Annotated in this window: 11 protein-coding genes and 3 tRNA genes; 10 read left to right on the top strand and 4 right to left on the bottom strand. The window is 62.3% G+C overall.

Annotated features, from left to right (window positions below; translation table 11 throughout):
- Positions 1-18: 18 nt before the first annotated feature.
- Positions 19-1,863, top strand: coding sequence for a PglL family O-oligosaccharyltransferase (locus B9N72_RS18785; RefSeq protein WP_085277732.1), 1,845 nt, complete (start codon positions 19-21; stop codon positions 1,861-1,863).
- A 130-nt stretch (positions 1,864-1,993) separates the two neighbouring features.
- Positions 1,994-3,775 carry a PglL family O-oligosaccharyltransferase gene (locus B9N72_RS18780; RefSeq protein ID WP_085277731.1) on the top strand — a complete coding sequence of 594 codons (1,782 nt, stop codon included), beginning with the start codon at positions 1,994-1,996 and terminating at the stop codon, positions 3,773-3,775.
- Between the two features lie 191 nt (positions 3,776-3,966).
- On the opposite strand, the gene rpoH is transcribed toward B9N72_RS18780, so the two are convergent.
- The 4 genes from rpoH to ftsY all read right to left on the bottom strand — a co-directional run bounded on the left by rpoH (position 3,967) and on the right by ftsY (position 7,867).
- Positions 3,967-4,830 carry an RNA polymerase sigma factor RpoH gene (gene rpoH, locus B9N72_RS18775; protein WP_085277730.1) on the bottom strand — a complete coding sequence of 288 codons (864 nt, stop codon included), beginning with the start codon at positions 4,828-4,830 and terminating at the stop codon, positions 3,967-3,969.
- Between the two features lie 132 nt (positions 4,831-4,962).
- Positions 4,963-5,871 (bottom strand): permease-like cell division protein FtsX, encoded by a 909-nt coding sequence (gene ftsX / locus B9N72_RS18770; RefSeq protein ID WP_085277729.1) that lies wholly within the window; start codon positions 5,869-5,871, stop codon positions 4,963-4,965.
- Positions 5,868-6,521 (bottom strand): cell division ATP-binding protein FtsE, encoded by a 654-nt coding sequence (gene ftsE / locus B9N72_RS18765; RefSeq protein WP_014085752.1) that lies wholly within the window; start codon positions 6,519-6,521, stop codon positions 5,868-5,870. The genes ftsX and ftsE overlap by 4 nt, the downstream gene beginning before the upstream one ends.
- Positions 6,522-6,784: 263 nt before the next feature.
- Positions 6,785-7,867 carry a signal recognition particle-docking protein FtsY gene (gene ftsY, locus B9N72_RS18760; protein ID WP_085277728.1) on the bottom strand — a complete coding sequence of 361 codons (1,083 nt, stop codon included), beginning with the start codon at positions 7,865-7,867 and terminating at the stop codon, positions 6,785-6,787.
- Positions 7,868-7,939: 72 nt separating this feature from the next.
- On the opposite strand from ftsY, the gene B9N72_RS18755 reads away from it, so the two are divergent.
- From B9N72_RS18755 to B9N72_RS18720, 8 genes are all read left to right on the top strand, one after another.
- Positions 7,940-9,310, top strand: coding sequence for a M16 family metallopeptidase (locus B9N72_RS18755; protein ID WP_085277727.1), 1,371 nt, complete (start codon positions 7,940-7,942; stop codon positions 9,308-9,310).
- Positions 9,300-10,619, top strand: coding sequence for a M16 family metallopeptidase (locus tag B9N72_RS18750; protein ID WP_085277726.1), 1,320 nt, complete (start codon positions 9,300-9,302; stop codon positions 10,617-10,619). The genes B9N72_RS18755 and B9N72_RS18750 overlap by 11 nt, the downstream gene beginning before the upstream one ends.
- A gap of 226 nt (positions 10,620-10,845) precedes the next feature.
- Positions 10,846-11,406 carry a 16S rRNA (guanine(966)-N(2))-methyltransferase RsmD gene (rsmD, locus tag B9N72_RS18745; RefSeq protein WP_085277725.1) on the top strand — a complete coding sequence of 187 codons (561 nt, stop codon included), beginning with the start codon at positions 10,846-10,848 and terminating at the stop codon, positions 11,404-11,406.
- Between the two features lie 99 nt (positions 11,407-11,505).
- Positions 11,506-11,757 (top strand): YfhL family 4Fe-4S dicluster ferredoxin, encoded by a 252-nt coding sequence (locus B9N72_RS18740; RefSeq protein WP_085277724.1) that lies wholly within the window; start codon positions 11,506-11,508, stop codon positions 11,755-11,757.
- A gap of 152 nt (positions 11,758-11,909) precedes the next feature.
- A tRNA-Tyr gene (locus B9N72_RS18735) sits at positions 11,910-11,994 on the top strand.
- Positions 11,995-12,050: 56 nt separating this feature from the next.
- Positions 12,051-12,124: transfer RNA gene (locus tag B9N72_RS18730), tRNA-Gly, on the top strand.
- A 22-nt stretch (positions 12,125-12,146) separates the two neighbouring features.
- A tRNA-Thr gene (locus B9N72_RS18725) sits at positions 12,147-12,221 on the top strand.
- Positions 12,222-12,256: 35 nt separating this feature from the next.
- Positions 12,257-12,817, top strand: a 561-nt coding sequence (locus B9N72_RS18720) for a GTP-binding protein (protein WP_143477873.1), incomplete at its 3' end; no start/stop codon positions are given.

Genomic DNA, 12,817 nt, shown 5'->3' with positions numbered 1-12,817 from the left:
TGTAAATTGAAAAAGAGGGTGCTTGCCACCCTCTTTTTTTATTGGGATATCTTCGTGAAAAGACTGCCCTCGCTGCTGCTTGTCTTGGCTATTGTCTTACCCTTGTTCAACTGGTTGCATTATCAGCCGTTGTTGGATTGGTGGACCGATATTGGCTGCATGTTTCTGATCGCGTTGGCATGGCTGGCGCAGTTGGTGCTCACCAGAGGCAAGGAGTCTTCCTCGGCATTCCCGCCGGCAGTGTTGCTGGCCATGGGATGGCTGTTGCTGGCGGTATTGCTACCGGTCGGGGGCAATCAGGCTGGATTCCAACCTGTGTTGAAAGTCTCGGCATTCTTTGTGATGGCATTTTCAGGCGGCATGCTGGCATACCGTGAGGTACAAACTCATGGTCGTGAGTCGGTCGTTAGCATGCTGGCTTGGGGGCTGTTGCTGGCTGCTTTTGTTCAGGCATTGTTTGGCCTCCTTCAAGCCTTGGGAATGGCTAGTGTTGGGCATGACTTTATCTTCTTCGTTTCATCCAAGCCGGGGCCTTCAATTCCTTTTGGTAATATCGGACAGCCTAACTTGTTTGCCCATTTTCTAGGCTGGGGTGCGTTAGCTAACTGCTATCTATTCGCGAGTCGCCGGCAATATTGGATGGCATGGGGGGTGCTGGCGGCGTTTTTTGCCCTGTTGATGGCGTGGTCGGGTACGCGTCTTGTGCTGGCTTATGCCGGAGGGTTCATCTTATTGGCCGGCCTCTGGTGGTTCCGTGGTAGCCAAGATCAAATTATCCGGCGCTTCGTCATAGCTTTGATAACGACAACGTTGCTGATCATGCTCGCACAATTGTTCACTCATGAGTTAGTGGCTACTTTTACTCGCTGGTCTGGTGTGCAGATCAATGTTGTCAGTGGGGCTGACCGCCTGATGGATGCCGGTTTTGGCGCCCGGCGCCGTATTGAGTGGAGCAAGGCTTGGCAGGTACTCCTTGCACATCCGTTATTTGGCACGGGTTTTGGCAGTTATGCTTGGCAAAGCATGTGGTATGAGGCTTACGGTGGATATTCCAAAGTTGCGGAAAATACACTATTCACACACTCCCACAATATAATTTTCCAGTTGATGGCAGAAACAGGGCTGATGGGTCTGATCTATGCGTTAGCTGCCCTGTTGTATTGCCTGTTGCCCTATCTGCGTCGCCGGGAAGCAACGTCGGAGAATCTGATGTTAATTGGATTGGCCATGATTACACTGGGCCATTCCATGTTCGAATACCCATTGTGGTATATGCCATTTCTTTGCTGTTTCGCTATTGTGTTGTGTTTGTCCCCCGCTAAGCCAATGGCATTAGTAGTGAGGCTGGGCATTCGCAATGCGTTGCTTGTGTCAATTTGCATTGGCACCATCACTTACGCTGTGAGTGGTGTCCCGATTTTTGCCCGCCTGGTTTTGTGGGATAGGCCGCCCAGCGCTGGCGTGGACACCGGTTACCGTATACGCGAAATGATTGCTTTACGGCAGAACCCTCTATGGTCTAGTGACGTGGACCTGGTACTGAGTAATTATTTGTTTCCTGTTAGAGCGCAAAAATCGACGCAACTGGCCTTGTTTTACGAAATAGCGCGTTTCCGTCCCTATTTCGGCATTCTGGTTAAACTGGCCATGTTACAAGCTTTAAGCCAGCAAGCTGAACAGGCGCAAGAGACGTTAGCGATGGCATTGGTGTCATTTCCCCATTTGGCGGGGCAGGCGGAGGACATGCTGAATGTGGTTTCTGAGCCGGAATATGGTCCACTCAAGGAACTGACTGCTAAAGTGCAAATCGCATATCGCCAAGGCGGTTATCAAGCGGCTGTCAAAATGGTATCGGCGAAATAGCATTGATTGCAGTATTTTAACCGCCACTTTACGACAGATTATTTCAGTGTAGAGCCGGGCCCCCTCCCGGCTTTTTCCTCCCCCTCGCTTTGCGCTATGCTGCGCGCTTGTGTTTACTGACCCGACACCAATGCTTTCCTCTCGACTGTTTCCCCGTCTTGCCCTGCTGAGCGTCTGCCTGATCGCCATTGTGCCGTTCGCCTCGCGCTTCCACTACGTACCCTTGCCGCAGTGGTGGGGGGAGATCAACGTGGTCTGGCTGACCGTGCTGGCGGCGGTGCTGTTGCTGCCCGCGACGCCAGCCTTGTTCGATCGCGTGCCGCGCGCGGCCTGGTGGGCTTTGCTGGCGGGGCTGTGCTGGGGGTTGCAGCCGTGGCTGGTGCCGGTGCTGTTCCCCGGCATGAGCTGGGCAACGGCATTGGCCTGGGCGTGCATGGCCTTGTTAGCCTGCGTCACGGTGACGCTGCGCGAGCGCTTCGGTCAACGTGAGCTGACCGTCTGGCTCGCCTGGGCCTTGCTGGCGGGGGCGCTGCTCCAGTCGCTGATCGGCATGGCGCAACTGACCGGGCTGGCCGAAGCCACAGGGGGGCTGCTGTTCTACGACCACGCCCATCCGACCAGCAACATTTTCGGCCACATCGGCCAGCGCAACCAGTTCGCCCATTACCTGATGTGGGGCGTGCTGGCGGGGTGTTATCTGCATGCCGCCGGGAAATTGCCGGCGCGCTGGCTGTGGGGGCTGGCGGCATGGCTGGCGCTGTTGCTGGCCTGGGCCGGCTCGCGCACCATCCTGCTCTATCTGCTGGCGCTATCGGTGTTGGCGCTGGTCTGGCACTGGCGCATCGGCGACACGGCTTCGCGACGTCTGCGCAACGTGCTATGGATCAGTTGCGTATTGATCCTGGCGGCGCAGTTCCTGCTGCCGTGGGTGAACCAGCTGGTGTCGCTGCTGAGTCATGAAAGCGTCGGCGGGGCCTCGGGGCTGGAGCGGCTGGCGGCCAATGGCGACAGCATGGGCTCGCGCCGCTTCGCCGAGATGCACAAGGCCTGGCTGGTGTTCCGCTCGCATCCGCTGTGGGGTGTCGGTTGGTCGCAGTTCGCGGCCGAGAGCGTGCGGTTGCAGCCGCTGCCGCCGTTTGCCGCCGCCGGCTTCAATAGCGGGTTGTTCACCAATGCCCATAACCTGGTGCTGCAGTTGTTAGCGGAGATGGGCGGGCTGGTGACGCTGCTGGTGCTGGGAGGCTTTGTCTGGACGGTGTGGCCGTATTTCCGAGAGCGGGCTGAACTGGAACACGTTCTGCCGTTGGGAGGCATGGCGGTGACGCTGATCCACAGCCTGCTGGAATACCCGTTGTGGTATCTGTACTTCCTTGCCGTGCTGGTGATCTTCGTGGCGCTGGCGCCGGGACCGGGCGTCCGTCTGCCGCGCTTGGCAAGGTTGCCGCTGTGGCTGGGGGTGGCGGCATTGGGCTGGCTGTCGTTGACGGGGCTGACCCGCTACGACGAGCTGCTCGGGCTGTATACGCCGCTGGCCAACGCCAAGGCCAACGAAACACGCGTGGCGCGGTTGGCCGAGATCGTCGAGACCGAACCGCTGTTCGCCTTCCACGCGCTCAACACGCTGGACAATTACCTGCAGCCGACGCGCGAACAGCTGCCGCAAAAGCGGCGCTGGCTGACACGGCTGGCGGCGTTCCGTCCCTATCCGGACGTGTTGCTGAAGAAGGCCCAGCTGGAGGCGCTGGCGGGGGACGAAAACGCTGCCGAGGCGACGCTCGGCGCCGCGCTGGCGTCGTTCCCCACCTACGCCCCCTCGTTCCTGAACGAACTCGATCCGCGTGAGCCGGCCTGGGCCGGGCTGAGGCGAGCCACGGAGGCGGCGCGGCAAAAGCTGCCCCCGCAATACCGCTGAAGCGGCGGCTTCGCAGGGGGGGGCGGGGTAGGATGGGCGAGGCGTCGCGTAACCCACCACTGAAGCGCATGGTTTGATGGGGCAGGGCGCAAACGCCTTTCCCCATCCTACGGGCGACTAACCCGCTTTACGCCGTAGCAAGCAAAACGCCCCGCTTTGCGGGGCGTTGTTGTGTTCCGTGATCAGGCGCTTCAGGCCTCGATGGCGGCCCGCTCGCTCAGTGCGGACTTCATCTTGGTCAGTGCCTTGGCCTCGATCTGGCGGATGCGCTCGGCCGAGACGCCGAACTCGGCGGCCAGTTCGTGCAGCGTGGCGCCACTGTCATCGGCCAGCCAGCGCGCTTCGATGATGCGGCGGCTGCGTGCGTCGAGTGAGGAGAGGGCCTGTTCCAACCCGGCGGTCTGCAGGTGGTCGAAGGCTTTCTTCTCCAGCTGGCGCGTCGGCTCGTGGTCGGAGTCGGCCAGCCAGTCGATCGGGGCAAAGCCCTCGTCGTCGTTGTCGTCGGCCAGCAGGGCCACGTCCTGGCCGCTCATGCGGGTTTCCATCTCCAGCACTTCTTCCGGCTTGACGCCGAGATCGTCGGCGATCACGCGCGCTTCGCTGTCGGTCAGCGCGGCGAAGCTTTTCTTCATGCTGCGCAGGTTGAAAAACAGCTTGCGCTGCGGCTTGGTGGTGGCGACACGCACCAGGCGCCAGTTGCGCAGGATGAATTCGTGGATTTCGGCCTTGATCCAGTGCACGGCGAAGGAGAACAGGCGCACGCCGCGGTCCGGCTCGAAGCGTTTTACCGCCTTCATCAGGCCGATGTTGCCTTCCTGGATCAGGTCGGCTTGCGGCAGGCCGTAGCCGGCGTAGCCGCGGGCAATCGATACCACCACGCGCAGATGCGACAGCACCAGCTTTTTGGCCGCCTCCAGATCGTTCTGGGCATGCAGGCGGTTGGCCAGCTCGTTCTCTTCTTCTGCGCTCAACAGCGGCACGCTGTTCACGATCTGGATGTACTGCTCCAGGCTGCCGCTGGACGAGGGGACGGGCAAGGCGAACGTTGCGGTCATGGATTAACTACCTCCTTGATGGGTAGTGCAATGCTAGCACTCGCATTGGTCGAGTGCCAGCTGCAAAAAGTTCCGGTGGCGATGTATTTTTCAATCGGCCCGATAGCCGGTCTCTTTCGCCGTGAGGGGCGCCTAGTGCGGCTCGATCTGGCGCAGGTGATGATTGGCCGCCAGCCGTGCGCCGAGCATCGCCAGCACGCCGGTGGCGGCGAGCATGGCCAGCAGTTCGAACGCTGTCAGCGTGCGCAGTTCCAGCCGCTCGTTGTAGAGCTGGGCGAATTCGCGTACCGCCGGGTTGGCCGTGGCCACCAGCCAACTGGTCAGCCCCCAGGCGATCAGCCCGGCCAGGATGCCCTGCCACAAGGCGTGGTAGAGGAAGGGCCGGCGGATGAAGTTGTCGCTGGCGCCGATCAGCTTCGACACCTCAATCTCGTCGCGGTGCGCCAGAATTTGCATGCGGATGGTGTTATGCGTCACCAGTACCAGGGCGAGGCCGAGAGCGGCGCCGAGAAACAAGGTCAGGTGGCGCACCAGTTCGACCATGCCGTAGAGGCGCTTGGCCCAGCTGGCGTCGAACTGGGCGGACTCGACCATCGGCAGGCCCGACAGCTCCTTCTGCAGCATGTCCAGCTCGCCGGGCTCGAGCGTCACCGGGGTGACCACGAAGGCGTCTGGCAGCGGGTTGCTGTCCAGATCGGCGGCCAGGCCGTCGAGGCCGTTGCGCTTTTCCAGCCCCGCCAGCGCCTCGGCCTTGCTGACGAAGCTGACCGATTTCACCTTGGGGTTGCCGGCCAGCGAGCTTTTTACCGCGGCGAGGTCGGCGTCTTCGGCCGACAGCTCCATGAACAGCGAAATCTGCGGCGTGGCGGTGAGCTTGCCAACCCAGGCCTGGGTGCTCTCGACGCCGAGGTACAGGGCCAGCGGCAGCGCCAGTGCCACCGACAGCATCAGCAGGCTGAGCAGGCTGCCGAACGGCTGGCGCAGGATTTTGACCAACGCCTGGCGGGCGCTCAGGAGGTGCAGGTAGAGAAAGTGCTTCATGCGGCGAACTGTCCTTCTCTCAGGCGGATGATGCGGCGTCCGTAGTCTTCCATCAGCGTCTCGTCGTGGGCCGAGATCACCACGGTGACGCCAACCTGGTGGAACGACTTGAACAATTCCATGATGTCGAGCGCGTAGGCGCGGTCGAGGTTGGCCGAAGGCTCGTCGGCGAGCAGGATGGACGGCCGATGCACCACGGCGCGGGCAATGCACAGCCGTTGCTGTTCGCCGCCGGAGAGGTGGATCGGCATGGCCTTCTCCTTGCCCAGCAGGCCGACCTTGTCGAGCGCAGCGCGCACGCGTTTGGCGGCATCGCGCCGGTCGAAACCGATGATGTTGAGCGGCAGCATGACGTTGTCGAACACGGGGCGGTCGAACAGGATCTTGTGATCCTGGAACACCAGGCCGATGTGCTGGCGCACGTAAGGCAGCTGGCTCGGACGCAGCTTGCTGAGGTTCTGGCCGTTGACCAGCACGCCGCCGCTGGTGGCGCGCTCGATGCCGGCGATCAGCTTCAGCAGGGTGGATTTGCCGGCACCGGAGTGGCCGGCCAGGAACACCATTTCGCCGCTGTCGATGGCAAACGAGAGATTCTTCAGGGCCTCGTTACCCCCGGGGTAGCGCTTGGTCACCTGGTCGAACTGGATCATGCGGAAGAGTCCCCTTGCGGATAGATTAATTGGCCGAAGCCAGGGCCACGCGGCAAATGGCGTTATTGCCGCGGGCGAGCGAGCCCGGGTGGGGCGCGTGTTGCCGGCGCACGGGAGGCGGAATGTACACGGGGTACACGAGGCATCCGAGCCGCCGGCCAAAGCTCGCTGGACCAATCTTCAGATCGGCCCAGAGCCATGGATTGGCACGCCGCCGGCCAACATGCGCCATGCCAAGGCGGAGCCGCCTGACGGGATGGCTCTCAGTCGAACAGCGCGTCAACGTAGTCCTTCGCATTGAACGGGCGCAGGTCGTCGATGCTCTCGCCGACGCCGACGAAGCGCAGCGGCACCGGGTTCTGCTTGGCGATGGCGGCGATCACCCCGCCTTTGGCGGTGCCGTCGAGCTTGGTCAGGATCAGCCCGGTCAGGCCGAGCGCCTCGTCGAACACCTTGACCTGGTTGATGGCGTTCTGGCCGATGTTGGCGTCCAGTACCAGCATCACTTCGTGCGGCGCCTCCGGCAGCGCCTTCTGGATCACTCGCTTCACCTTCTTGATTTCTTCCATCAGGTGCAGCTGCGTCGGCAGGCGGCCGGCGGTGTCGGCCAGCACGATGTCGATGCCGCGCGCCTGCGCCGCCTTGATGGCGTCGAAGCACACCGCGGCCGAATCGCCGCTCTGCTGCGCGATCACGGTGACGTTGTTGCGCTCACCCCAGGCGATCAGCTGCTCGCGTGCGGCAGCGCGGAAGGTGTCGCCGGCGGCCAGCAGCACCGATTTGCCCTGCGACTGGAAGTATTTGGCCAGCTTGCCGATGCTGGTGGTCTTGCCGGCGCCGTTGACGCCGGCCATCATGATGACATAGGGTTTGCGTCCGGTGACGTCGAGCGGCTGCTCCAGCGGCCCGATCAGGTCGTTCAGCGAATCCTTCAGCGCCCCTTTCAGTTCGGCGGCATCCTTCAGGCCCCGCAGCGAGACGCGCTCCCGTACGTCCTTGAGCAGGTGCAGGGTGGCGTCGACGCCCATGTCGGCGGTCAACAGCACCGTCTCCAGCTCGTCGTACAGGTCCTCGTCGATCTTGCCGCCGCCGAACAGCCCGGCCAGCGACTTGCCGAGCTTGTCGCGGGTTTTCGACAGGCCGGCCTTGAGCCGCTCGGTCCAGCTCAGCTTCTTGGGCGGGGCGGTCTCAAACGCCGCCGGCACGACGGCCGGTGCGGACGGAATCTCCGGAGGCAGTGACGTGTCGGGAATGAGCTCGGTGGCGCTGACGGTATCGGGGGTAGGCGTTTCGCTGCTGGCCGGGATGGCCGGCGGCGCAGACTTCTTCTTGAAGAAACTAAACATGCTGGGCTGTAGTCAACTTATGGCATCAGATGGACCAAATTGTATCCTCAAATCAGGCATAGGGCAGATTCCGTGATTTCTAGAACCCTCTCGACTGTTGCGGGCGTGGTGTTTCTCGGGGTGTGCGGCGTGGTTTCGGCCGAGCCCGTCGAGGCCGTGCTCGACAACGGCATGAAAATCGTGGTGCAGCGCGACGAGCGCGCGCCGGTGGCGGTATCCCAGCTGTGGTACCGCGTCGGCAGCGTGGACGAGGTCAACGGCCGTACCGGGCTGTCGCACCTTTTGGAGCACATGATGTTCAAGGGCACGCCGACGGTGCCGGCCGGCGAGTTCAGCCGGCTCATCGCCCAGGCCGGCGGCAAGGACAACGCCTTCACCTCGCGTGACTACACCGTCTACTTCCAGCAGCTGGCTGCCGACAAGCTGCCGCTGGCGCTCAAGCTGGAGGCGGATCGCATGCACAACCTGTCGTTCAAGGACAGCGATTTCACCAGCGAACTGCAGGTCGTCAAGGAAGAGCGGCGCATGCGCACCGACGACCAGCCCGCCGGCATCATGGCTGAAACCCTGTTCGCCAACGCCTTCGTCGCCAACCCGGTGCGCTACCCGGTGATCGGCTGGATGGACGACCTCGACCACATGAAGCCGGACGACCTGCGCCAGTGGTACCACCACTGGTACGGCCCGAACAACGCCACGCTGGTGGTGGTGGGCGACGTCGATCCGCAGGCAGTGATCGCTGAGGCGCGCCGCCAGTTCGGCCCGCTCAAGCCGGTGGCACTGCCCGAGCGCCGACCGCAGATCGAGCCGGAGCAGAAGGGTGAGCGCCGGGTCAGCGTCAAGGCGGTGTCGCCGTTGCCCTCCCTGACGCTGGCGTGGCAGGTGCCGCGGCTGGAGAAAGTCGATGCGCAGCGGCCGTATGCCTTATATATGTTGTCGGCGATTCTCGACGGCCAGGCCGCGTCGCGCCTGCCGCGTCGCCTGGTGCGCGAACAGCGCGTCGCCACCGAGGTGTCGGCCGACTACGACATGCTCGGCCGCGGCGGAGCCCTGTTCTCGCTCAGCGGTGTGCCAGCCCAGGGCAAGGCCCTGGCGCAACTGGAACAGGCCCTGCGCCAGGAAATGGCCCATATCGCCCGTGACGGTGTCAGCGAACGCGAGCTGGAACGCGTGCGATTGCAGCTGCAGGCCGGGCGTATCTATGAAAAGGATTCGATGTTTGCCCAGGCCATGCGGATCGGCAACCTGGAAAGCATCGGCTTCTCCTGGCGCGACGACGCCACCATCGACGCCAATATCGCCAAGGTTAGCGCCGAGCAGGTGCGGCAGGCGGCGCGCAGCCTGGTCGACGACCATCTGACTGTCGTGACGCTATTGCCGCAACAGGGAGACAAGCCACGTATGCCGGCCATGCCACAAGGGGATCAGACTCATGTCCGTTAAATTGTCCAAGAGCGTGATCGGCTGGCTGGCCGTCTCCATGCTGCTCGGCGGCATGGCGCAGGCCGTGACCATCCAGCACTGGAACAGTGCCCAGGGCGCCCGCGTCTACTTCGTCGAGGCCCATGCCAACCCCATCGTCGACCTGCGCGTCGAGTTCGACGCCGGCAACCGGCGCGAAGACCCGGCCAAGCCCGGCGTCAGCGACATGACCGCTAGTCTGCTCGACGCCGGCACCGCCAGGCGCAGCGAAGAACAGTTGCGCGAAGCACTGGCCGATACCGCCTCGTCGCTGTCGGCATTCGCCGAACTCGAGGGAGCCGGCGTCACGCTGCGCACCCTGGCTCGTCCCGCCGTGCGCGAGCAGGCCGTGGCGCTGGCGGCGGACGTGCTGGCCCACCCCGCCTTCCCCGCGGCCATCCTCGAGCGGGAAAAGGCGCGCACCATCGAAAACCTGCGCCAGGAAGAGAACGACGCCGGTTTCCTGGCGCAGCGCGAGCTGACCCGGCAGATGTACCCGCAGCATCCCTACGGCATCAACGCCAGGGTGTCCGCGGCATCGCTCAAATCGATCACCCGTGCCGACCTGCTGGCGTTCTGGCGCAGTCACTACCAGCCGCGCTACGCCGTGGTATCGATCGTCGGCGACCTGAGTCGGGCGGAAGCGGAAAGGTTGGCCGAAGAACTGCTCGCCGGGCTTGCCAACCGCCCGGGCAGCCTGCCGGCCATTCCGCCGGTGGCGCTGCCGCCCGCCGGCAAGACGGTCAAGCTGACCCATCCCGGAACACAAACCCACATGGCGCTGGGCATGCCGGTGATCACCCGGGACGATCCGGATTACTTCCCCCTGCTGGTCGGCAATTATGCCCTCGGCGGCGGCGGTTTCGACGCCCGGCTGATGAAGGAAGTGCGCGACAAGCGCGGCCTCACCTACGGCGTCAGCAGCAACTTCAGCCCGTATCAGCGCGCCGGCGAGTTCGGTATCGGGCTTTCCACCCGTAACGACCAGGCCGCGACCGCCCTCAAGGTCACCCGTGACACACTGAGGCAGTTCATCGAAGAAGGACCGAGCGCGGCCGAACTGGAGCAGGCCAAGGCCAACATCATCGGTGGCTTCCCGTTGCGCTTCGATAGCAACGGCAAGCTGCTGGGCTACCTCGGCGTGATCGGTTTGTACCAGCTGCCGCTGACTTTCCTCGACGATTACGTGAAGCACGTCGCGGCGGTCACGCCGGACCAAGTACGCGATGCCTGGCGACGCCGTATCCACCCCGAGCAAATGGCGACGGTCATCGTCGGGCCGAATTCCTGACCGTTCCACCAACGTAGCTGCTCCCGTCTGCGCACGGGCGGGGCGCGCGGGCAACCAGGGGGCGCTGTGGGCGCCGCCGGCTGTGTCGATCGAGACCGGCAGTAGGCCCTTGCCGCGGGGCGATGTCGTACCGGGATCGTCCACGTGGCAGTGAGCTGATTAAAATTAAGGCGCCGAGCACCGGATCACGGTAAACTCTGCGCCTTGATTTTTTCACCGCTTTACCATGAGTCAAGCCAGAAACCAAGTTCGGATCATTGGCGGCGACTACCGCCGCCGGCAACTGCCGTTCCCCGACGCCGAAGGCCTTCGGCCAACCCCCGACCGTGTGCGCGAAACCCTGTTCAACTGGCTTGGACAGGAGCTGGACGGGCTCAACTGCCTCGATCTATTCGCCGGCAGCGGCGCATTGGGTTTCGAAGCCGCCTCGCGCCGGGCGCGGCGCGTGGTCATGGTGGAAAAGTCGCGCAAGGTCGCCGAAAGCCTCAAGGCCAATCGCCAGCTGCTCGCGGCGCAGTCGGTCGAGGTCGTGGTGATGGATGCGGTGCATTACCTCAAAAGCTGCCGCGAGCGCTTCGACCTGGTGTTTCTCGATCCACCCTACCGTTCCGAGCTGCTCGAGCAAATCCTGCCGCTGCTGCCCGCCGTGCTCGCCGACGATGCGCGGGTCTACGCCGAGGCGGCCAGCTGGCCCGGACTCGACGGCTGGCAACGGATAAAAGAAGGCCGCGCCGGCCTGGTCCATTACGGACTGCTCGGGCGGGACCGGCCAGACGCAAGCCTGTAGCCCGCCGCCGGAGCCCGCTATATCCATATAACAGTGAGGACTTGCGGGCCGGCAAGCCGGGTGACAGAATTCAAACATGAAATACTTGAGGAAAATACTATGTCTTTGATGATTACTGACGAGTGCATCAACTGCGACGTCTGTGAGCCGGAGTGCCCGAACAGCGCCATCTCGCAGGGCGAGGAAATCTACGAGATCGACCCCAACCTGTGCACCCAGTGCGTCGGTCATTACGACGAACCGCAGTGCCAGCAGGTCTGTCCGGTCGACTGCATTCCGCTGGACCCGAGCCATCAGGAAACGCAGGACGAGTTGTACCAGAAGTATCTACGCATCAGCGGCAAGGCCTGATTCGGTGCTAAGTGTCTGATCTGGAAAGAGAAGGGTTCGGTGGTAAAGCAGTCCGCCGGACCTTTCTGCTTTTTATCCGCAAAAAAATGCGATTTTTTCAAAAAAGGTGTTGACGACCTTCGGGGGTGTCTATAATATTCGGGTCTCTTTCAGGAGGGATTCCCGAGCGGTCAAAGGGATCAGACTGTAAATCTGACGGCTCTGCCTTCGAAGGTTCGAATCCTTCTCCCTCCACCAGAATACTTTTTAAACGTCTTGGCGGCGTGTTGTAAGGTCGTCCGTGATCGTGACGGGCGGGTGTAGCTCAATGGTAGAGCAGAAGCCTTCCAAGCTTACGACGAGGGTTCGATTCCCTTCACCCGCTCCAGACGTTAAATGCCAGTTTTAGGGCCCATGTAGCTCAGGGGTAGAGCACTCCCTTGGTAAGGGAGAGGTCGGCAGTTCAATTCTGCCCATGGGCACCACCGCTTAATTTGTTTCGGATTCAGGAAATTTTGCCATGGCTAAGGAAAAGTTCGAGCGGACAAAACCGCACGTAAACGTCGGCACCATCGGTCACGTTGACCATGGTAAAACCACGCTGACCGCCGCTATCACCACCATTCTGTCGAAGAAATTCGGTGGCGAAGCCAAAGACTACTCCCAGATCGACAGCGCGCCGGAAGAAAAGGCACGTGGTATTACCATTAATACCGCTCACGTTGAATACGAAACCGCTACCCGTCACTACGCTCACGTAGACTGCCCGGGCCACGCCGACTATGTGAAGAACATGATCACCGGTGCTGCCCAGATGGACGGCGCGATTCTGGTGTGCTCGGCCGCTGACGGTCCGATGCCGCAAACCCGTGAACACATCCTGCTGTCCCGTCAGGTGGGTGTGCCGTACATCATCGTCTACCTGAACAAGGCTGACCTGGTGGACGACGCCGAACTGCTGGAACTGGTGGAAATGGAAGTGCGCGACCTGCTGTCGTCCTACGACTTCCCGGGTGACGACACCCCGATCATCACCGGCTCCGCTCGTCTGGCGCTGGAAGGCGATCAGTCCGAAATGGGT

The sequence above is a fragment of the Pseudogulbenkiania subflava DSM 22618 genome, from assembly GCF_900177275.1.
GTDB lineage: Bacteria > Pseudomonadota > Gammaproteobacteria > Burkholderiales > Chromobacteriaceae > Pseudogulbenkiania > Pseudogulbenkiania subflava.
Note: the sequence above shows the minus strand (reverse complement) of the source record. Positions and strands in the feature narration are given on the sequence as shown.

What these genes read in the sequence shown, in the direction of transcription:
- B9N72_RS18780 (WP_085277731.1), top strand. Translation starts at nt 1,994, where the DNA reads ATGCTTTCCTCTCGACTGTTTCCCCGTCTTGCCCTGCTGAGCGTCTGC.
- rpoH (WP_085277730.1), bottom strand. Translation starts at nt 4,830, where the DNA reads ATGACCGCAACGTTCGCCTTGCCCGTCCCCTCGTCCAGCGGCAGCCTG.
- ftsX (WP_085277729.1), bottom strand. Translation starts at nt 5,871, where the DNA reads ATGAAGCACTTTCTCTACCTGCACCTCCTGAGCGCCCGCCAGGCGTTG.
- ftsE (WP_014085752.1), bottom strand. Translation starts at nt 6,521, where the DNA reads ATGATCCAGTTCGACCAGGTGACCAAGCGCTACCCCGGGGGTAACGAG.
- ftsY (WP_085277728.1), bottom strand. Translation starts at nt 7,867, where the DNA reads ATGTTTAGTTTCTTCAAGAAGAAGTCTGCGCCGCCGGCCATCCCGGCC.
- B9N72_RS18750 (WP_085277726.1), top strand. Translation starts at nt 9,300, where the DNA reads ATGTCCGTTAAATTGTCCAAGAGCGTGATCGGCTGGCTGGCCGTCTCC.
- rsmD (WP_085277725.1), top strand. Translation starts at nt 10,846, where the DNA reads ATGAGTCAAGCCAGAAACCAAGTTCGGATCATTGGCGGCGACTACCGC.
- B9N72_RS18740 (WP_085277724.1), top strand. Translation starts at nt 11,506, where the DNA reads ATGTCTTTGATGATTACTGACGAGTGCATCAACTGCGACGTCTGTGAG.